The organism is Veillonella sp. R32, assembly GCF_010093125.1.
GTDB lineage: Bacteria > Bacillota > Negativicutes > Veillonellales > Veillonellaceae > Veillonella_A.
Map to the genome: position 1 here is coordinate 111,089 of NZ_NMZQ01000011.1, position 20,655 is coordinate 131,743.

A 20,655-nucleotide genomic window follows, 5' to 3' on the forward strand; every position below is an offset into this window, starting at 1 on the left:
GTTTAGATATAAGAAGGGGCATCATTTTTAGGTTCGCTACCTAAGGTACCTAATAATTCTTTACCGATTTCACGAGCAGTAATAACGGCTTGACGAACAGCACCAGAATCACCAGAAATTTGTAAAATTACTTCGTTGGAGAAGCTTGTGCCATTAGCTGGGGATGCATAGCCAATTACATCAACATTAGCAGCTTTCACAGCAGCATCAGCCATAACTACACCAATAGCAGCAGGAGCGCCTACGATAAGGCCAAAAGCTTTACCTTCTGGTGCGCCAAAAGCGGTGTTAATTGCATGACTAGCACGAGCTGTATATTGTAATTCAATATGACCTGCTTCATTGCCATATACATCGCCAAATGTGCGTTCCACTTCTTTAAGTGTTACTTCTACAGCACGTTTTACATCAGAAACATCATCGCCACCAAAGATAATCAAAGAACCATGACCAGCGCCACCTTTAGTGTCACGAGCTAATTCAATACTTACGATTTCTGTGTTGGTTGCTTTTACCGCTTCATCAGCTGCCATAATGTGTGGACCTGCACCAGTACGAGCACCTACAACACCAATTGAACGATATTTTTTTGTCAATTTCATTGCATCAAGAACTTGCTGATCAACATTTGCTATTACTAAACCAATTGTGTCACCGAATTTAGCTGTGCCGATAAATTCTGTTAAACTGCAACTATTCGCCATAACTTGTTCCGCTCCTTTGCTTTCACTTTGCTTGTCTGCTGTTGCTGATAAAGTATCAGCTTTGCTTAATACACGTTTTAGAATTTCGTCTACCATTTTGTCCGTATTACTCATTACGCATCACCTTTTTCCTTTAAGAGTAAGCGTTCCACTTCACTATGAGGGCGTGGAATTACATGGGTAGATACGACTTGGCCAACTCGTTCTGCTGCCGCAGCACCTGCATCTACAGAGGCTTTAACAGCACCAACATCGCCACGTACCATAACTGTTACCAAACCAGACCCAATTTTTTCAGTGCCAATTAATGTTACATTAGCGGCCTTTACCATGGCATCAGCTGCTTCGATAGCTCCTACGAGGCCTTTCGTTTCAACCATGCCTAATGCTTCTTGCGACATACAATTCATCTCCTATCTTTGGCGCAATCCTATTTTTTTACCACAATGAATGCGGTTCTGTGTAAATTTAGTATACAAAATAACAGTATTCCATTTTTTAACACATTTTTGCCAAATTTTATTATTTTATTCTGCAAATAACAATTTTTTGTTATAATTAATATAATTAAGAGTCATAAAATTATAGTAAGTTCTGTATCTATCATGATTTTTTATCATTTTAAGTATTACCACTTCTTAATCTTTTATTTTCTTTGTACGCCCATACAACAGAAAAAGGGGGTGGCAACGATGCCAACCAATAATTTTAAGACCGAATCAACCATGATTAATGAAATCATGCGCGATTTCACCAACATTACGGACTTAGCTGCCGTATATGTAGATTTACGAGGCCGCGTACTGTCTAGTAAATACAATTTCAGCAATTTTTGTAAATATATTCGCAGTCATCCAACCTTGTCGCGCCTTTGCGCCTACTGCGATGCCTATGGTGGCCTGGAAGCCTCTAAAGGACGTTGTCCATCAGCCTATCGCTGCCATGCAGGCCTAATTGATATTTCCGTGCCTATCATTCACAACGGTCATCTCTTAGGCTACATCGTTGCGGGGCAAACTATCGTAACGGATTCACAAATGCCGTTAATCTCTGCCCGTAGCGAATGGCATAACGATAGCACCTTAAAAAGTTACTATCGTCAATTGCCAACCTACTCCTCGGAGGAAGTAACTAGCGCTACCAAAGTATTAAATCTCATGGCAGGCCATCATTTCCCTGACATCCTCAATATGAGTCTAGATTTACCTGAACTACAAAGCACCAATTGTAGCAGTTGTCAGCAAATGAAAACGAATTACCGCCCAGAAATTAAACGCGCTTTAACCTATATTGATAAAAATTTATGCCATAATCCATCCTTGCGGGATATTGCCAATCATGTATACCTAAGTGAGTCCTATCTCTCGAAGATTTTCAAACAAGAAGTAGGCTTATCCTTAGTGCAATACATTAATGAGCGCAAATTAGATCAAGCTAAACTCATGTTACGTGGCTCTGATTCTTCTATTGAATCGATTGCCCGTAATCTAGGTTACAATCGGCCTAGTTATTTCTGTAAAGTATTCAAAGAGGCTACCTCAGAGACACCTCATTCCTATCGTAAAAAATATAAATAATAAAAGCAGTATTTAATTTCGCTAACGCCGTACCTTTGACAGGCCTGCATCGGTGTGCCCTTTAGACACAAACCAATCCATCCCCTAGGTTCGACATTATCTATTACGAATTAAATACTGCTTTTTTATATACATTATCTTGCCATATATACTTATTATTAAACTCAAAGGAGCTCCTATGATACACAAAGCCCGACTACAACAACACCTAGATCAGATGTATGCCCTCAGCACAATTCCAGCTGTACCTGGTATTAATCGCGTAGCCTTCACCGAGCAAGATTGGCAAGGACGAGCTTATCTCATTAACTGTTTACAAGAACTGGGCCTTACATTACATTATGATAATTTTGGCAATGTAGTAGGGCGCTATGAAGGTCTACAACCAGAGGCACCCGCCATCATGCTTGGCTCTCACACCGATAGCGTCCCCCAAGGCGGTCATTATGATGGTCTCGCCGGGATTGTCGCAGCCATCGAAGTCGTCACGGCTTTAAAAGAAGCTAATATACGGTTACAAACACCTATCGATATTGCCCTTTTCATGTGCGAAGAATCCAGTCGCTTTGGTTCGGCTACCTTAGGAAGCCAAGCCATGCGCGGCCAACTCACGAAAGAGCGGCTTCATCAATTAAAAGATAAACAAGGACTTAGCCTATATGAAGTATTACAACAACGAGGCTTTAACCCCGAAGCCGTACCAAGTGGCTCATACCCTAAGCCTTTAAAAGCCTTTCTGGAACTCCATATCGAACAAGGCCTTGTATTGGAAGCTACCAATCATCAAATTGGCATAGTCACAGGTATTGCTGCCCCTACTCGCTATAAATTACAAGTACATGGCACCGCTGGTCACAGTGGCGCTACCCCTATGAACCATCGTCACGATGGTCTTTGTGCGGCCGCTGATATTATTTTAGCTACCGAACGCATCGCCAAGGCCTCTGGCCCAGTGCCGGTAGTGGCTACTATTGGTGTAATTGAGGCTACACCAGGCGTAATGAATGTGATTCCTGGCGAAGTCTCCTTAGGCCTGGATATTCGTAGCATTTCAGAAACGGCCAAAGAGGAAGCAACCAACGCTATTTTAGAAGCCATTAAAGAAATCAGTGCCACTCGTCAAATCCCTATTGAAACTAACCTCATCGCTAATGAAAAACCCCTCATGATTCATGCCACCATGTTAAACGCCATGGAAACTGTTGCTCAAAGTCATCATTATAACTACATGACCTTACCTAGTGGCGCAGGTCATGATGCGATGAACTGGGGCGATTATACAGAAGTTGGTATGATTTTCATTCCTTGTGCTAAAGGTATTAGTCATAATCCCGCTGAAGCCATTAACCTCGATGATTTAATGGCCGGCACCGAATACCTCTTAGAATTAGTACAATACTTAGATGCCTTAACATAATTCATTTGCTTCACCGTACTTTTTTCTAATCTAGCACTACAATCAGTCTTTTCTTAAATTACATATGTATTCTAAAATGTTTATTTTTATGAAATATTTCTGAAATTATGCGTATAAACAGTCACTTTAAATGCAATGAATACACAAGATATAGAATATATTTTTATTTTCCCAAAAATATCAAAGACAGTATAAAACCACAATCTACAACTCTATAGTGGTATACATGATTTTTGTATACATAGAAAATATTCGTAAAGCTATTGTATTTTTAAGCAACAACATAGTATAATGAAGTCAGTTCCAGAATTACGTGTAAGAAAGTACCCCTCTAATGGATACTAACTTTACTAAGTTCTCATATTTTTGTTTCATAATACGCTTTGCTTAACGTATTCATACTTCACGGTTTAATACTCTATATCCAATACAACGCAACGGTATTATGAAACGCCCATTTTAACCATAAGAATGGGACTTTCGTATTGCTTAAAGGAGGCGTTGTTTATGGGCGCAGAAATCTTGACACTAAAAATTAGTAGTACACAAGCTGTCGCACTCGCATTTGTAACTTATTTCATCGGCGTATGGATTAAAGGCAAAGTTCCCTTATTCCAGAAACTTAGCTTACCAGCAGCTGTAATCGGCGGTCTACCACTAGCCTTTATCCTATCCGGTTTACGCGTAAACGGTATTTTACAAGTTGACTTTGATAATACGCTCTCCACCGTTGCCTTACTCGTATTCTTTACTACCATTGGTATGATGGCGAGTTTAAAATTGATTAAATACGGCGGTTTAGCCCTTATTCTCTATCTTGTAATTTCCTCCGTCCTTGGCTTCTTACAAAACTTGCTTGGCATGTCCATCGCCGGTGCTATGGGGATTGATCCACATTATGGCATCTTAGCCGGTGCCGTTTCCCTTATGGGTGGTCTAGGTACATCAGCTGCTTTTGGCCCTTATTTTGAAAGTACCTATAGTATCCAAGGAGCCACCACCGTAGCTATTACATCCGCTACATTCGGGATGGTCGTAGCACTTGTATTGGGCGGACCATTTGGGGAATTCCTCATCAAACGCTACAATATTAAAACACCAGGGGCTCACAAAGTACAAACTAGTGAAGGCAATGAATCAGCTGCAACGGCTCAACTAGAACCACATGTATTTGATATGTCTATTCTTGAAGAAGAAGAAACCACCGATGTAAACGGTGTATTAAAAGCCGCTGCTTTCGTATTCGTTAGCGTAGGCTTAGGTGCTATCCTTAGTGGCTATTTAAACACCTTGATTACTTTACCAGCTTATATCGGTGCTATGCTAGTGGCTGCGGTGATTCGTAACATTGGCGACTTCACTGGCGCCTATCGCGTACAAGGCGGCGGTCTTAACGTAGTTTCTGAAGTAGCCCTTACCGTATACGTTACTATGGCTATTAATAGCTTGAAACTATATGAACTCGTTAACTTAGCCCTTCCATTGATTGTTATTCTAATTGCACAAACAATTTTAATGATTCTCTTTGCATGGCTTGGCTACTTCTTACTCTTCGGCAAAAACTACGATGGCGTAATGCTCGGTGTTGGTGGTATCGGTTTTGCTATGGGGGCTACAGCTAATGGCTTAGCTAACATGCAATCCTTAGCGGAAAAATACGGTCCTTCGCCAAAAGCTTGGTTAATCGTATCCCTCGTTGGTCCTTTCCTTATTGACTTCGTCAATGCCATTATTATTACTTGGATGGGGAATTGGTAAGCACCTCAAGGCTTATACCATAGGTTTTATCAGACCGGTTCATTAAGTAACCACAAATAACTCAATCACTCGAATAAAAACAATTAAGCCCCTACAACGGCGCTAACAAGATTAACGTTCTTACGAACCATAATCTAACAGTGCCATTGTAGGGGCTTTTTCAAATACTATTTAACTAACATTATAACAACAGGTAAGGTAACAGCTGATAACACGGTGGTCGCCACTACTAACTGAGTCGCATATTCAGTTTCTGTCTTTAAAACGCCTGCAATTAGTGCCGTTGTAACCCCACTAGGGACGGCCGCTGAAATAACTAATACTTGCATAACAAGCGTTGATACAGGCTCAATCAACATATCATAAACAGCTATAGTCGCCCAAGCCACCATAGGGCCTATAATCAAGCGAACAGCACTGCCCCATATCACTTCTCGATTAAAGAAATTAAATGGAGTCCTCGCTAATTGAACACCTAAAGTAAATAAAGCAACCATCACGAGCGCATTACTTACATTCATAAGAACAGGCCAAAAGAACGTGTCTTTAATGAGAATAGCTCCAAAGTTGCAGAGCAACGCCCCAGCTACCGCATAAATAATTGGCATTTTAAAAACAAGCATAAATGCATCATAACGGCTCATTTTACCTTGTCCAGCAAAATAAAAGCCAAAACTATTAGTCACTATATTTTGCCAAACAAACACTACAATTTGAATAGCAATGGCCGCTTGAAGCCAAATCGGTTGCCCATTCTGTAAAAAAGGATCATTCGAATAAATAAACACAATCAAAGGCACTCCAATATTGCCACAATTATTAAAAAGTACGGCATTCCTAAAAATACCACACTTTTCTTTTTTCAAACGTAATCCCTTTTCAAACACTAAACTAGCTAACCAGGTAGCGATAAAGCCAATAACCGTCAGCCATACCACTTCAGCGCTCTCCGCCGTGACTGTGTAACTATAAGTATTCGTAAACAAAAAGGCTGGTGCGACCACATAAAAGTTGATTTTACTAAGCGTATCTAAATCTAGGTGAAACTTCTTGTCCATAAAATAGCCAATGAGTACCAGTAGTAAAATTGGCATAACTGTTGTCAAAAAGATATGCAGTATCATAGATTATTGGGCACCCCACACTAATTTGTATAAAGCTTCCCCCATACTGCCAGCTATCACAGCTGCGGGTTTGTTATCATACGTATATTCATTATCATTATACAAAGTGCCATTATTGTGATAGTACTTCATATCCAATGTTTGAATCGTGTGTTGTTCTTTTTTAATCTCCATTTTTTCAAAATAGTAATCCCCGCCTGGTTTTACCACACGAATCCAAAGTTGAGCTACATTATCGTCTTTATCTACACTACTATTATCGATAGAAATAGTATTATCATGGCTATCGGCCCCTACATAATACCAATAATCTTGCGCCTGTACAGGATTCATAAAGGCCATACTCAAAGCTCCTACAAAGCCAAGCACAGCCAATGTTTTAGTAATATATTTCATAAAATTAACCTTCTTTCTGCGTATGTAATACATTGTCTTGCCTATACTCATTTCATTTCTTTACATCATTTACTCACATCTTATCGAATTATCGAAATTCGTCTAACTACCATTATACCTACTTAGTCATAGTTTGCAAGTCTCAATAGTGAAACCAGTATACTAGCTATTGTATACTGTATTAAGAAATAAAAATAGGACTGCCATAATATCTACGAATTATCTGATATTAATAGCAATCCTATTTTTATTTTTTACTTATATTCCCATAGCCTTCTCAAATTTTTCAGCCGACCATACAGGGTTCCCTGTATACGTCTTTATGTCTTCTTTACCAGACATAACGCGAATGGCTCCGGCAGCTAATGCTTCCATTTCAAACTCACCAGGCATAACTGCAATTTCAGCAATATAGCCTATATATGAATTTAATGTATCTACTACATATTTATCATGAGATATACCGCCTGTTAAAATAATAGCATCTACCTTTCCTTTTAAAACAGCCGCCATTGCGCCTATTTCTTTAGCAATCTGATAAATGAACGCATCATAAACAATTTTAGCATATCGACTACCATCATTAATCATTTTGCCAACTTCCCGCGCATCAGAGGTTCCCAAATGACTAACTAATCCACCAGACTTAGTTAATAATAATTTTAATTCTGCAGTATCAACCTCAGATTCACAAAGCTTTAACATAGACGCAGCTGGAATATAGCCAATACGAGTTGGTGCCATAGGCCCTTCTCCATGCGCAATATCATTTGAATCAACCATGATTCCTTTTTCATGAGCTGTTACTGAGACACCGCCACCAATATGAGCCACAATAATATTTAAATCACTATATGTTTGCCCCCTATCATTGGCTAGCCGTATGCACATTTCTTTTTGGTTTAAAGCATGTATTTTACTTTGACGATAAACCCCTTTAATGCCCGTAATTCTGGCTATATCCGTAAATTCATCTACATCTGGAGCATTTACAATACATGCAATACCACCATATTCCTTTTTAAAAAGTTCTGCCAATTGAGCTCCTAATGCAGCGGGATGTTGAACATATTGACCACTCCGTTGATCTTCTATTAAACGCTCATTAACGCCATATACCCCGCCTTCAACGCTACAAGTACCACCGCCACGAGCGGAAAATGCATCAGTACCTGTTAAATCAACCTTATTTTCTGCCAATACTTTACGGATTACATCATAACGATACTCTAATTGATCATTTATTGAATGGAATTGACTTAATTCGCTGGCTTGATGGTCAATATTTTGTGCAAATACTTTTTCATCGCCATGAAATAAAGCAATTTTTGTAGAAGTCGAACCAGGATTAATGGTAAATACTTTATATATTTTCGCTGTCATAATGATCCCCCTTGAAAAAAATATCCTCTCAACAAATGCTGAGAGGATATTTAATTATAAATATAAAATTATGCATTAATTTTTAGATAAAAAATCTAAATACACCTGAAATATTTAGTGTTAAAGTAACAACTAACGCAATGATAGCTACAAAAATCATTTTAGTAAAAATTTCACGCGTATTGTAATGATCTGGTAATGCACCTAATGCAATAGCGCCTAATGGTGATAATGGACTATATACAACTGAACCGATAGCACCTGATTGAATAGCCTGAACATATTCTACATACTGCAAACCGCCACCTACAGCATTAGCAATTTCAGGAACTGTAGGAATCAAAGTCGGCATTACAACTCCGGTTCCACTAGATACACTCGTCATCAAACCACCCATGAGTGCTAAAATAGTGGTAGCTGTGAACGGAGTCATAATGGTAGATAAGCCTTGAGCTAACATCTTAATGCCGCCCACTTCATTCATTACATTAATTAAAATACTCGTACCACTAACCATAATTAATACATTCCAATTGACGCTCTTAATAGCTAATTTTTCATCAGACACCTTAAAGAGCAACATAAAAGCTACACCAATTAACATAGCTGCTCCAATTGGGATTTTGAAGAATAAAATCATACATAATACTAGTGCAATAATAGCTAATGTAATTTTTTGTTTTGTATTAAACGGTTCAGGTTTTTCTAATTCTAAATTGCCATCAATAGCTTTAGCTTTCCAACCACCTAATAAGAAATAAGCAAGTAAGGAATGAATCATCATTGCTGTCGCTGTAGCTGCCCAAACTGCAAAGTAATTATCTACACCAATCTCCTTAGCTAATCCAGATGTAACAACACCAATAACACTAAATGGCCCTGCCGAACCAATATCCGCACCAGCAATAATCATTACCATTAGAATAAGCGGATTCAAACCAACTCTATCACCTACCATTAAAGCAATAGGTAACATAAAGGCTGCTACAGTAGGATCTGCCCCACAGAATGTTAGTAAACCTGTTGCTAACATAAACACCCAAGGCAAAAGTTTTGCATAGTTTCTACAGCTATAAGCTAATTTTGAAGCTAAAATTTTGGTTGTATCATTCGTTGTCGCAAATGCAAAAAGTAACATAACCGACATCATGATAACGAATAAACCTGTAGGCCACCCAGTGACAATCAACTTCCCTAAATTCATATCATAAACAAACTTGCCAAGTAAAAAGGCAAATAGCATTGACATAATCCCAATATTTACACATCGCTTAACGCCTATAATAATCGCTAAAATCAATGCAATAATTGATGAAAACGCAAAGTAATCCATTATGGGACCTCCCTCTAAAGTTATACCTTAAAATTAATTTGTTACTTAATAGACATACATAGCAAATTTATATTATCGTTTCCCAATCAAAGCAGATAGAATAATAGCCATATATTTATCTTCAATCGTTGCGGCCCGTGATGTAATAATAAGTGGTACCAACGCACCTAAAATTATCCCACAAGTTTTAGCCCCGCCAGTGCAAGTTAAAGATTTTGCCAATAAATTGCCAGAAACAATATCTGGCACAACTAAAATATCCGCATCACCAGCTACTGGACTGTCATATTTTTTAATAATTTTTGATTCTGGATCCATTGCTAAATCATAGGATATAGGCCCTTCTACGATACAATCTTTAATTACACCCTGTTTATTTAATTCTTTTAACTCACCTGCATCAACTGAATCAGGCATCTTAGGATTTACATGTTCTACCGCAGCTAAAACAGCAACTTTAGGATTATTAATGCCTAGTGCGCGATAAGCAATAACAGCATTCTCTAGAGCACCTTGTTTTTGCTCTAATGTAGGATATGTCAATAATCCTACATCAGTAACAGCAAATATTTTATGATAATTTGGGCTTTCCATAAAAGCTAACAAAGACATCACTGACTTAGAGCGAATTCCTTTTTCTTTATTAACTAAAACCTTCATTAACACGCCTGTTTCAAGCGCACCTTTCATAATGCCATCAACATTACCATCTTTAGCTAATTGAGCCGCCAACTCTGAAGCCTTAACTTCATCATCAGCAGGAATCAGTTCAAATTTCTGAGAATCTAAACCTACTTTTTGCGCGACTTTCTCAATTTCTAATTTATTCCCAATCAAGACAGGGATAACAAGACCTTTATCAACAATATGTTTTACGGCTGTTAATGTGTGTTCTTCAGCAGCCCAAACTACTGCGATTCTTCTTTTTACAGTTTCACCACTTAATTTAGCTTCTAATTCAGCAAAATTTTTTATCATGTTATGCCTCCTCAATTCATATTAGCTGGCGAGGATATATGACCTTTTATAGCAGTTACTGCCGCTACCGCTGGAGAACTTAAATATATCAATGTCTTTTTAGTCCCCATTCGACCAATAAAGTTACGATTAGCCGTAGAAACAATAATTTCGTCATCAGCCATTAGGCCATAAGGCATTCCACAGCAAAGGCCACAACAAGGATGAATAATAATCGCACCTGATTCAACAAACGTCTTTATATAGCCTTTTTTTATTGCTTCTTTATAAATATGATTTGTAGCTGGGGCTACAATAAATCGTACATGAGGCGCTACTTTTTTACCTTCCAAATAACTAGCTGCAACAGCTAAATCATCTAAACTACCGTTAGTACATGATCCAATATAAACTTCATGTACCTTCTGACCCAAAACTTCACTCACCGGATGAACATTATCTACACCTTGTGGGCAAGCCATAAGTGGTTCCAGTTTACTCAAGTCATATTCCAGAATGCATTCATATTCAGCATCTTCATCAGGATGTACCCAACTAATCTCATCTAATTCCATGTCAAAATACTTAGCCGTAATCTCATCTACAGGGAAAAGAGCACATTTAGCGCCTGCTTCTAATGCCATATTCGCAATAGTATAACGCGCATCCATCCCCAGCTCTTTAATAGCAGGTCCTACAAATTCCATAGATTTATATTGAGCCCCATCAGATTTAATATCACTTAATATCTGTAAAATTAAATCTTTTGCTGAGGAACCATCAGCAAAGCTTCCTGTAAGGACAACTTTTATTGCTTCTGGTACTTTAAACCATAATTCACCAGTTGTGAGCGCTGCTGCCATTTCGGTTGTACCGATACCGCTACAAAAACAACCGCCTCCACCATAAGTAGTCGTGTGACTATCAGTTGCTGTAACCACTGTACCTGGCAAAGCATATCGCTTCTCATGCATAATGGTATGGCAAATCCCTTCACCGATATGAATCTTTTCTTTATCTAATTTCCAAGTTTCTGCTAACTCTATGCCCGCTTGATAATGAATGGAGTCATTATTAGCTACAGCAGTCGGCATGCAGTGGTCAAATACTACGGTTAATTTATGGGGATTTTCTAATTCTTTAGTCCCCATTTTCTTTAGTACATCCACTAAATAAGGAGTATAAATATCATGAACCATAAACATATCAGGTTTTGTAATTACAATATCACCTGTCTTAACTGTATCCAATCCGGCATTATGCATTAAAATTTTCTCAACCATTGTATAGCCCATAAAATTTACACCTCCTTACTTTTATTAATTTTTTTACAATGCTCTAATAATCCGCCATCCTTAACAATTTCTAATAAGTTATCAGGTATCTGGCTGATAGGATATGACTTCCCATTTACAGTAACTGCTTTATTTACTTCGACCGTAACTATATCGCCTTCTTCACAGTTCTCTTGAATTCCATCACATTCAATTAAAACTATGCCCGAGTTAAATGCATTTCTAAAAAAAATACGAGCAAACGATTTAGCTATGATGCATTTAACACCATGAACAGCAATACAAGCTGGTGCCTGTTCACGAGAAGAACCACATCCAAAGTTTTTACCACCTACCAAAATATCTCCAGGCTTAACACTCGATGCAAATTCAGGTCGCAAATGTTCAAAACAATACGCGCCCATCTCTTCTATCGTAGGAAGTGTCCCTCTCTTACCAGGAATAATTGTGTCGGTGTCAACATCATCAGGAAACTTCCATATCTTGCCAGTTAAAGTTAATTCCATAGCTAAACTCCTAATCCAAATAACCATTAATGGCTGCAGATACAACCGTTTCCACAGAGCCTACAAATAACTTAGTATTAATCCCACCTAAGCAATTGCTATAATTATAAACACCTGTCGTAATAGCAACCTCATTATGACCTAATACTGCAGGCCCCTGCGACATTCTTCCGTGATCGCCTGGTGGAAGAATCTGCGCTCCAAAATCAATAAATGTTTCTAATAAGCCTTCTTCTGCAGCCTGTAAATATACCTCACTGCTAACTGGACTTATATTAAGTCGAACACCCCACTTAACACGCTTACCACGCATAAGATCAGCAGCTAACCTCAAGTCTTCTATATGTCCACCAGTATAACCACCTACAAAAGCTGCCTCTATTGAAGTTCCCTTTACTCCGTCTAAAGGAGACAATCTACAGCCTTCAGCTCTACCAGAAAAAGATTCTGGTAAAGCTACAACTTTTTCATCAGAAGAAAGATCAAATGTAAATTGTTTACATTCGTTTGCATCACTATTCCCAATAACAGTCATAGTCGCACCGGCTTCAGACATAAAGCTCATAAAAACTATTAATTCATGTTCTGAAAATTTTCCATATATTTCTTCAGAAAATTCAAAACACAGTCCCTTTAACTGGCTTTGTTGAGCTGCTCTTACAAAACATAAGGCGATGTCGAATATAGAAACTAAATTAGGCTTTTCACCTACTAAATTAATTTTTACTGTATTAGGTACTAAAAGGGAGAATTTAGATTCTGCTAATGCTTGTTGCAATATTTCATCAGGCACACTAATGCCTAAAGCACCCTTAACAGAATATATTGTCTGATGTTTCCCTGCCCCAACAATAATCTCGCCAGATTTAACAACATGATTTAGCATATATTGGTATGCTATTCCTTTTGCTTGTAAATACGAAATGTTATGTTGAGCAGAGAATTTTTCAAGCTCCCCCATAACTCGAGCATATGCTGGATCTCCCGATGGAACATGATGATCAATAAAAATTTTCACCTTCTCAGGCTCAGAAACATTATTTTTAAATGACTCTGTAAAACTATATCCACTTCCATCCGTAATAACCATATGATCTGGCGTAACATCTACGATTTCACCTGCTGGTTTTCCTAACCACTTTTCAATCACTGTACTCATAGTGATACTCCTATTTATTCGCTAATGATTTATATCTGTTATAACGTGCCATAGCCTCTGCTTCAGAGCGTTCAAATAAGATTTGGGCTAATTCAGGAGATTTCTTTTCCAACGATGCATATCGAACTTCTCCACGAATAAACTCTAAGAACTTACCATTAGGCTCTTTAGAATCAAGGATAAATGGATTTTCATTAAGATCAATACGTCTTGGATCATAACGGTATAACTGCCAATATCCTGTATCTACAGCATCTTTCATTTCATTTTGAACTTTATTCATGCCACATTTTAAACCATGATTAATGCATGGAGCATAGCATATAATTAAAGATGGTCCATTATACGATTCAGCCTCTAAAACAGCTTTTAAGAACTGATTCTGATTAGCTCCCATTGAAACTTGAGCTACATATACATCACCATAACTCATAGCCATCATACCCAAGTCTTTCTTTTTACGCGTTTTACCAGCTGCAGCAAATTCAGCAACTGCGCCTGTTGGTGTAGCTTTTGAAGCTTGTCCACCTGTATTAGAGTAAACTTCTGTATCAAATACTAAAATATTTACATTAGCACCTGAAGCAATCACATGGTCTAAACCGCCGAAACCAATATCATAAGCCCAACCATCGCCACCAAATAACCAAATAGATTTTTTAGAGAAATGTTCTTTAGAGTTCTTAATGCTAATAAATAGTTTTTCAACATTACTATCTTTGCATTCAAACTCTGCCAACGCTTCTGCGATCTGCAAACTTAATACTTTAGTTTCTTGTTCATCATCATATTTTTCTAACCAAGTATTTAATAAGTCTTTTAAACGACTTTCAGTGATAGTCTTAACAAATTGTTCGACTTCAGATCTTAATCTTTCTCTTTGCTGCTCTACTGATAAATAAATACCTAAGCCAAATTCTGCATTATTTTCAAATAATGAGCCCGCTACAGCTGGTCCATGTCCTAATGCATTCGTTGTATAAGGGAATGATGGGAAGCTAGTAGCCCATACTTGAGAACACCCTGTTGCTGTAGCAACATACATACGATCACCAAAAAGTTGCGTAATTAATTTTGCATACGGAGTTTCACCACAACCTGGACAAGCGCCTGGGAATTCTAATAAAGGTTGTTCAAACTGACTTCCTTTAACCGTATTCTTACCCATTGGATTTACTTTAGGACTTAATGTCATCGCATAATCCCAATGTCCAGCTTCTTTACGATTATCATCAAGAGGCTGCATAGTTAATGCTTTTCCTGGTGCAGGGCAAACATTAGCACAGCTACCACAGCCTACACAATCTAATGCGGCTACTTGAATTCTATAAACATTATTATTATCTTTGATTCCTTTTAATGGAGCTGTTATAAATGTTTCCGGCGCTGCATTGGCCTCATCTGGATCTACTAAAAATGGTCTAATCGCTGCATGTGGACACACATATGAACACTGATTACATTGAACACATTTTTCAGCATCCCAAATTGGAATATTAACCGCAATGCCACGTTTTTCAAATTTACTAGTTCCTTGTGGAACAGTCCCATCCGCATAATTAACAAATGTGCTAACTGGAATGTCATTACCAACCATTTTATTAACCGGCTCTTGAATTTCACTAATAAAGAATGGTACTTCAGAATTTTCAGTTACTTTATCAGGAACTAAATCAGCCCATTCTTTAGGCACCTCAACTTCAACAACACCTTCAAAGCCTCTATCTACGGCAGCATTGTTCATATTGATAATATTTTCGCCTTTATGTCCATATGATTTTAAAATGGCATCTTTCATATATTGTGCAGCTTTATCTTGAGGTAAAATTTTTGTAATTTTAAAGAAAGCTGCTTGAAGAATTGTATTAGTTCTACTACCTAAGCCAAGTTCTTGTGCAATACCAGTCGCATCAATGGTATATAGCTTAATATTTTTCTTAGCCGCTTGCATTTTAAAGTCAATTGGCAAGTGTTCTTCTAATTCCGCTTGACTCCAATTACAAGAAATTAAAACGGAACCACCATTTTTTACATCCCCTAATAAATCATACTGACCAATGTATGATTTATTGTGACAAGCTACAAAATCAGCTGATTTTACTAAGTATGTAGAGCGAATAGGCGTATTGCCAAATCTTAAGTGAGAACGAGTTAAGCCACCAGATTTTTTCCCATCATATTCAAAATATGCTTGTACATACATATCCGTATGGTCGCCAATAATTTTGATTGTATTTTTATTAGCCCCCACTGTACCATCAGAGCCTAATCCCCAGAATTTACAACTAATTGCATCACTCAATGTTAAGCTGTCATCCCGTTCAACAGGAATTGATAAAAATGTTACATCATCAGTAATACCAATCGTGTAGTGATTTTTAGGTTCTTCGTTTTTCATGTTTTTAAAGATAGTAATCACTTCATGCGGTGTCATATCTTTACCTGCTAAACCATAGCGGCAAGCATATACTTTAATATTAGGTTTATGCTCTAAAATCAAAGAACATACATCTTCATACAATGGTTCCCCCATAGCACCTGGTTCTTTAGTTCTGTCACCTACAGTAATGCTTTTAACTGTATCAGGTAACACATCTAAAAAGTATTTAGGCGAGAATGGACGATATAAATGCACATCTATATAGCCCACTTTTTCACCTTGGCTGGTTAAATAGTCAACAGTTTCTTGTGCTGTGCCTGATAAAGAACCCATGCCAATAATAATGTGCTCAGCATCAGGAGCTCCATAATAATTAAATGGTTTATAATTACGACCAGTTAATTCGCCAATTTTTCGCATATAATCAGCTACAATATCAGGAATAGCATCATAATATGCATTACAAGCCTCACGGCTCTGGAAATATGTATCAGAGTATTGTCCAGTTGTGCGCAATACAGGATATTCAGGATTCAATGCATTCTTTTTAAACTTATTTAACTCATCGTAATCAACTAACTCAGCTAAATCTTCATATTTTAAACAATCAATTTTTTGGATTTCGTGAGATGTTCTAAATCCATCAAAGAAATGCATAAATGGTACATGACCTTTAATTGTAGATAAATGAGCTACAGCCCCTAAATCCATGGCTTCTTGTACAGAACTAGATGCTAAAATAGCAAAACCAGTTTGTCTACAAGCCATTACGTCTGATTGTTCTGCATCAATCGAAATAGCATGGGTTGCCACATTACGAGAAGCTACATGTAATACAGTAGATTTTAATTGCCCCGCAATACGAAACATAGTTGGGATCATTAACATTAGCCCCTGCGATGCTGTATAGGTACTACATAAAGAACCACCATCAGCCGCACCATGAACTGCTGCAATAGCCCCTGCTTCTGATTGCATTTCTACTAATTTTACTGGTTGCCCAAAAATATTCTTTTTCCCCGCTGCAGACCATGAATCTACATGTTCTGCCATTGGCGAAGATGGTGTAATAGGATAAATTGCTGCTACTTCAGTAAATGCATAAGAAGCATAAGCGGCTGCTTCATTACCATCCATTGTTTTTTTAATTCGTTCCATAACGTTTCCTTCTTTCTAACATATCCAACCAAGGAACAACTACACATTCTTAATCTTTTGTTTAAGTTTATCGTTTTAGTTTAACGTTTGTTCACGTTAAATATACAGGCTGGACTAAAATATGTCAACGCGTTGCAATAACCGCCTACATTTTTACATACCATGTATAACTTTTTCTCATCTTATCAACTTTCCCCTTATTTCTAAGGAAAACTCTTACTTATTTTGATGATATTTCGTAAAAATCTAGTAAAACGTTTTAGCATATAAAATTTTTGCATACTTAAATTTCACAGAATAACTATTCATTTTTCCCTATTTTGTGGTTTAATAGATAATGAATAGTAAAAATAAGTTACAACTTTACTGACATAAGTTTTTCCAAGAAAGAAGATGATGATTTAATGGCTACAATAAAAGATGTTGCAACGTTAGCTGGTGTCTCGCCCACTACAGTATCTGTAATCATAAATGGAAAAGCTTCTGAACGACGCATTTCTAAGACCACCTGTGAGAAAGTATATGAAGCTATGAAAGCTCTTCAATATACACCAGACTTAAGTGCACGCAAATTGAGAGGTGGACAAGATAATAACAGAAAAACAATTGCTTTCTTCTGGCCTTCAGATTTCCGCTCCCATTTTCTGTCATCTTTTTTAACAGGAATGCAATCAGAGGCACAAAAAAATAACCTCAATATCGAAATTGTAATTCAAACTTATACAGCGAATAAATTAAACGAGTACACAACCGCACTAACTCGCGGACAATATCACGGCGCTATCATTGGTGCATGCTCTGAAAAAGATATTAAATTTCTAGAAACTATTAATAGTCAAACTCCTATTGTTTTACTTAATAGACCTTCCAAGCGCTTTTCTACAATTAATTTAGATGACAGATACAATGTGCAATGTGTTATAGATTTAATCAAAGAAAATAATCTCTCAAAAACAGCACTAACCCACTCCTCTACCCCATATTTAGCAAGTAATCTTCGTCACCAATACTTCTTGCAAGCTTGTAAAAAACAGAATTTATTAATAGATGAAAAGTATATTTTTATCGGTGCTAACTCAATAAAAGGTGGCTCCGATTCAGTACAAAATATTACTAAATTACCCGTTCTCCCAGAAGTGATTGTATGTGAATCAGACTCGCATGCGATTGGCGTAATACACAGTTTGTTAAAACAAAAACTTCGTGTTCCTCAAGACATCAAAGTAATAGCTATGGGCTTCTTAAATCCTGATTTTGCAGAATTTAACACCCCATCTATAACCACGATAGAAATGCCCAACATGGAAATTGCTAAAATTGCATTACAAACTTTAAATAATCATATTTCAGGCAAACAATTAACGCCAAAGCATATAGTAAAAAAAGGAACTCTTAAACGACGCGAAAGCTTTTAAAAGTACTTCTTAGCACTATATAAATTAGTACCTAATGCTTACTTCGGATCTAATAGCCAAAATAGCACAAGTCACTCTAATTAGAGTGACTTGTGCTATTTTAATATAGTTATCTCAATATAAAAACTTGACAATGCCTTTATTAACAACTATCATTAGATTAACGTTATAGTAAATCGTTTTAGCAAGTTTGAATTAAAATTATATTTCATTTACTATTATAAAAAGGAGAAGCAAATGATTGAACTCTGCCCTACAAATTCTTCACCAGTTAAGTTAGTGGGTCTGGATTTTCGAGACGGACAACAATCACAAATTGCAACACGATTAACCACTGAAGAAATTATAAAAATTCTTCCTCAAATTGATAATTTAGGCTTTGATTCCCTTGAGGTTTGGGGCGGTGCCACGTTTGATGTGTGTATCCGCTACCTAAAAGAAGATCCTTGGGAACGGTTACACTTAATAAAACAAGCAGCTCCTAAAACGCCGCTTAAAATGGTATTACGTGGGCAAAACTTAGTTGGCTATAGAGCTTATGCAGATGATGTAGTAGAAGCATTCATCAAAAAAGCTGCCGAAAATGGCGTTGATATTTTCTTAACATTTGATGCCTTACAAGACTTACGCAATTGTGAAGTAGCCTTTAATGCCATAAAAAAAGCAGGAAAAATTATTGAAGGATCTTTACAATACACTATTAGCCCCGTACATACATTAGAAGCCTTTGTCCAAAATGCAAAAGATCAAGTCAATATGGGCGCATCCGCATTACATGTCGAAGATATGGCTGGCCTTATGACACCACAAGTTGCTTATGAATTAACTAAAATGTTGAAAAAAGAACTTGATGTTCCGGTGTTCTTACATTGCCATTCTACTGGTGGTATGGCCGAAATGTGTTATATGGAAGCAATTAGAGCTGGAATTGATGGTGTAGACGTTTGTTGTGCCGCCTTTTCACTAGGTGCAGCCCACCCTGCTGCCGAAAGTATTATTACAGCTTTAAAAAATACAAATCGAGACACCCAATTAGATATTAACAAATTTGCAAGTGTCCATGAATATTTAATTAGCTTACGAAAAAAATACTCTGAATTTGAAACAAAAACTAGAGGTGTAGATATTGGTTGTTTACAACATCAAATTCCTGGCGGCATGCTGACAAATTTAGAAAAACAATTAAATGATATGGGCCATAGTGAACTACTTCCTCAAGTCTTACAAGAAATGATTGCCGTTAGAAAAGATATGGGCTATCCACCACTAGCTACCCCATCGAGTCAAATCTGCGGGGCACAAGCAACCTTTAATATTCTAAGTGGCGGTCGCTATAATATGATAAGTACAGAAATGAAAAAATATTGCGAAGGCCTATATGGGCAACCACCAGCACCAATTGATACAACGTTACTAGAAAAAGCTCTTGGTACTGCTACCATCCATACTCAACGTCCAGGAGAACTTCTCGAACCAGAATTATCTAAAGCAAAATCTGAAATAAGCCACCTTTCCGAATTAGAAGAAGATATTATAACTTATGCACTATTCGGAAATGTAGCACTCGAATTTCTCCAGGAAAAATATAAATAAAAAGTTATCTAATGTATTACCAAAAGGAGAACACTATGAAACAAACTAATATAGAAAAGCTTTCAAAAGCCCAGGAATTATTAAGTGAATTAAAAACTTTGCGTGGTGGCTCAGTTACTGAATCCCATTGTCGTATGGGTAATGACCCTAACTTAGTTCAGGCTTTTATCAATCAATATACACTCTGTAATAAAAAAGGCCAAGAACTGCCAACAAAATATAGAGAACTCATTGTCATGGCAATAGGAATGGCTACGGGTACTGAAATGACTACTAAAGTACATGCTAAATTAGCTTATGAAGCAGGCGCTACGGTTGATGAAATTTGTCATGTTATTCGTATCCTATTCTTCACTTGTGGAATAACAAAAGTTATTCCTGCACTAGAAGTACTAGAAGCCATAGAATTCGAAAAAAACTAAAAATATTTTTGCTATAATTACTACAACAACTATTTTCTAAAAAGAAAAAGAGCTTTTTACACGCTACTGTAAAAAGCT

General features: G+C 37.2%; 17 protein-coding genes. 6 read left to right on the forward strand and 11 right to left on the reverse strand.

All coding sequences use genetic code 11. From position 1 onward, the window contains the following. Positions 1-2: 2 nt before the first annotated feature. Positions 3-818 (reverse strand): propanediol utilization microcompartment protein PduB, encoded by an 816-nt coding sequence (pduB, locus tag VER_RS03385; protein ID WP_162099467.1) that lies wholly within the window; start codon positions 816-818, stop codon positions 3-5. Continuing rightward, positions 818-1,105 (reverse strand): BMC domain-containing protein, encoded by a 288-nt coding sequence (locus VER_RS03390; protein WP_162099468.1) that lies wholly within the window; start codon positions 1,103-1,105, stop codon positions 818-820. The genes pduB and VER_RS03390 overlap by 1 nt, the downstream gene beginning before the upstream one ends. Positions 1,106-1,396: 291 nt before the next feature. Between VER_RS03390 and VER_RS03395 the strand changes: the two genes are divergently transcribed. The 3 genes from VER_RS03395 (at position 1,397) to VER_RS03405 (ending at position 5,456) form a co-directional block, all read left to right on the forward strand. Beyond that, a complete protein-coding gene (locus tag VER_RS03395; protein ID WP_162099469.1) occupies positions 1,397-2,281 on the forward strand; it encodes a PocR ligand-binding domain-containing protein in 885 nt (294 codons plus the stop codon). 178 nt (positions 2,282-2,459) lie between these two features. Continuing rightward, complete coding sequence (locus VER_RS03400) at positions 2,460-3,698, forward strand: M20 family metallo-hydrolase (protein WP_162099470.1); 1,239 nt, start codon at positions 2,460-2,462, stop codon at positions 3,696-3,698. Positions 3,699-4,205: 507 nt separating this feature from the next. Beyond that, complete coding sequence (locus VER_RS03405; RefSeq protein WP_162099471.1) at positions 4,206-5,456, forward strand: sodium/glutamate symporter; 1,251 nt, start codon at positions 4,206-4,208, stop codon at positions 5,454-5,456. Positions 5,457-5,623: 167 nt separating this feature from the next. Here VER_RS03405 and VER_RS03410 read toward each other — a convergent pair whose 3' ends face one another. The 9 genes from VER_RS03410 to nifJ all read right to left on the reverse strand — a co-directional run bounded on the left by VER_RS03410 (position 5,624) and on the right by nifJ (position 17,147). Continuing rightward, the gene (locus VER_RS03410; RefSeq protein WP_162099472.1) at positions 5,624-6,580 is read right to left on the reverse strand and encodes an AEC family transporter; all 957 of its coding nucleotides are present in this window, start codon (positions 6,578-6,580) and stop codon (positions 5,624-5,626) included. 3 nt (positions 6,581-6,583) lie between these two features. Beyond that, positions 6,584-6,976, reverse strand: coding sequence for a hypothetical protein (locus tag VER_RS03415; protein ID WP_162099473.1), 393 nt, complete (start codon positions 6,974-6,976; stop codon positions 6,584-6,586). Positions 6,977-7,234: 258 nt separating this feature from the next. Next, complete coding sequence (gene buk / locus VER_RS03420) at positions 7,235-8,359, reverse strand: butyrate kinase (RefSeq protein WP_162099474.1); 1,125 nt, start codon at positions 8,357-8,359, stop codon at positions 7,235-7,237. Positions 8,360-8,441: 82 nt separating this feature from the next. Further along, positions 8,442-9,692: an SLC13 family permease gene (locus tag VER_RS03425; RefSeq protein WP_162099475.1), complete on the reverse strand. Its 1,251-nt coding sequence runs from the start codon at positions 9,690-9,692 to the stop codon at positions 8,442-8,444. A 72-nt stretch (positions 9,693-9,764) separates the two neighbouring features. After that, complete coding sequence (locus VER_RS03430; protein WP_162099476.1) at positions 9,765-10,670, reverse strand: phosphate acyltransferase; 906 nt, start codon at positions 10,668-10,670, stop codon at positions 9,765-9,767. A gap of 11 nt (positions 10,671-10,681) precedes the next feature. Next, a complete protein-coding gene (locus VER_RS03435) occupies positions 10,682-11,944 on the reverse strand; it encodes an aconitase/3-isopropylmalate dehydratase large subunit family protein (protein WP_162099477.1) in 1,263 nt (420 codons plus the stop codon). Between the two features lie 5 nt (positions 11,945-11,949). After that, complete coding sequence (locus VER_RS03440) at positions 11,950-12,450, reverse strand: 3-isopropylmalate dehydratase (protein ID WP_162099478.1); 501 nt, start codon at positions 12,448-12,450, stop codon at positions 11,950-11,952. A 10-nt stretch (positions 12,451-12,460) separates the two neighbouring features. After that, positions 12,461-13,609: an aconitase family protein gene (locus VER_RS03445; protein WP_162099479.1), complete on the reverse strand. Its 1,149-nt coding sequence runs from the start codon at positions 13,607-13,609 to the stop codon at positions 12,461-12,463. A 10-nt stretch (positions 13,610-13,619) separates the two neighbouring features. After that, positions 13,620-17,147: a pyruvate:ferredoxin (flavodoxin) oxidoreductase gene (gene nifJ / locus VER_RS03450; RefSeq protein ID WP_162099480.1), complete on the reverse strand. Its 3,528-nt coding sequence runs from the start codon at positions 17,145-17,147 to the stop codon at positions 13,620-13,622. 404 nt (positions 17,148-17,551) lie between these two features. On the opposite strand from nifJ, the gene VER_RS03455 reads away from it, so the two are divergent. The 3 genes from VER_RS03455 (at position 17,552) to VER_RS03465 (ending at position 20,577) form a co-directional block, all read left to right on the forward strand. Continuing rightward, entirely contained in the window at positions 17,552-18,562 is a 1,011-nt protein-coding gene (locus VER_RS03455; protein WP_162099481.1) for a LacI family DNA-binding transcriptional regulator, read from the forward strand. 237 nt (positions 18,563-18,799) lie between these two features. Then, positions 18,800-20,155 (forward strand): pyruvate carboxylase subunit B, encoded by a 1,356-nt coding sequence (locus VER_RS03460; RefSeq protein ID WP_162099482.1) that lies wholly within the window; start codon positions 18,800-18,802, stop codon positions 20,153-20,155. 35 nt (positions 20,156-20,190) lie between these two features. Continuing rightward, positions 20,191-20,577 carry a carboxymuconolactone decarboxylase family protein gene (locus tag VER_RS03465; RefSeq protein WP_162099483.1) on the forward strand — a complete coding sequence of 129 codons (387 nt, stop codon included), beginning with the start codon at positions 20,191-20,193 and terminating at the stop codon, positions 20,575-20,577. Positions 20,578-20,655 lie beyond the last annotated feature (78 nt).

What these genes read in the sequence shown, in the direction of transcription:
- pduB (WP_162099467.1), bottom strand. Translation starts at nt 818, where the DNA reads ATGAGTAATACGGACAAAATGGTAGACGAAATTCTAAAACGTGTATTA.
- VER_RS03390 (WP_162099468.1), bottom strand. Translation starts at nt 1,105, where the DNA reads ATGTCGCAAGAAGCATTAGGCATGGTTGAAACGAAAGGCCTCGTAGGA.
- VER_RS03395 (WP_162099469.1), top strand. Translation starts at nt 1,397, where the DNA reads ATGCCAACCAATAATTTTAAGACCGAATCAACCATGATTAATGAAATC.
- VER_RS03400 (WP_162099470.1), top strand. Translation starts at nt 2,460, where the DNA reads ATGATACACAAAGCCCGACTACAACAACACCTAGATCAGATGTATGCC.
- VER_RS03405 (WP_162099471.1), top strand. Translation starts at nt 4,206, where the DNA reads ATGGGCGCAGAAATCTTGACACTAAAAATTAGTAGTACACAAGCTGTC.
- VER_RS03410 (WP_162099472.1), bottom strand. Translation starts at nt 6,580, where the DNA reads ATGATACTGCATATCTTTTTGACAACAGTTATGCCAATTTTACTACTG.
- VER_RS03415 (WP_162099473.1), bottom strand. Translation starts at nt 6,976, where the DNA reads ATGAAATATATTACTAAAACATTGGCTGTGCTTGGCTTTGTAGGAGCT.
- buk (WP_162099474.1), bottom strand. Translation starts at nt 8,359, where the DNA reads ATGACAGCGAAAATATATAAAGTATTTACCATTAATCCTGGTTCGACT.
- VER_RS03425 (WP_162099475.1), bottom strand. Translation starts at nt 9,692, where the DNA reads ATGGATTACTTTGCGTTTTCATCAATTATTGCATTGATTTTAGCGATT.
- VER_RS03430 (WP_162099476.1), bottom strand. Translation starts at nt 10,670, where the DNA reads ATGATAAAAAATTTTGCTGAATTAGAAGCTAAATTAAGTGGTGAAACT.
- VER_RS03435 (WP_162099477.1), bottom strand. Translation starts at nt 11,944, where the DNA reads ATGGGCTATACAATGGTTGAGAAAATTTTAATGCATAATGCCGGATTG.
- VER_RS03440 (WP_162099478.1), bottom strand. Translation starts at nt 12,450, where the DNA reads ATGGAATTAACTTTAACTGGCAAGATATGGAAGTTTCCTGATGATGTT.
- VER_RS03445 (WP_162099479.1), bottom strand. Translation starts at nt 13,609, where the DNA reads ATGAGTACAGTGATTGAAAAGTGGTTAGGAAAACCAGCAGGTGAAATC.
- nifJ (WP_162099480.1), bottom strand. Translation starts at nt 17,147, where the DNA reads ATGGAACGAATTAAAAAAACAATGGATGGTAATGAAGCAGCCGCTTAT.
- VER_RS03455 (WP_162099481.1), top strand. Translation starts at nt 17,552, where the DNA reads ATGGCTACAATAAAAGATGTTGCAACGTTAGCTGGTGTCTCGCCCACT.
- VER_RS03460 (WP_162099482.1), top strand. Translation starts at nt 18,800, where the DNA reads ATGATTGAACTCTGCCCTACAAATTCTTCACCAGTTAAGTTAGTGGGT.
- VER_RS03465 (WP_162099483.1), top strand. Translation starts at nt 20,191, where the DNA reads ATGAAACAAACTAATATAGAAAAGCTTTCAAAAGCCCAGGAATTATTA.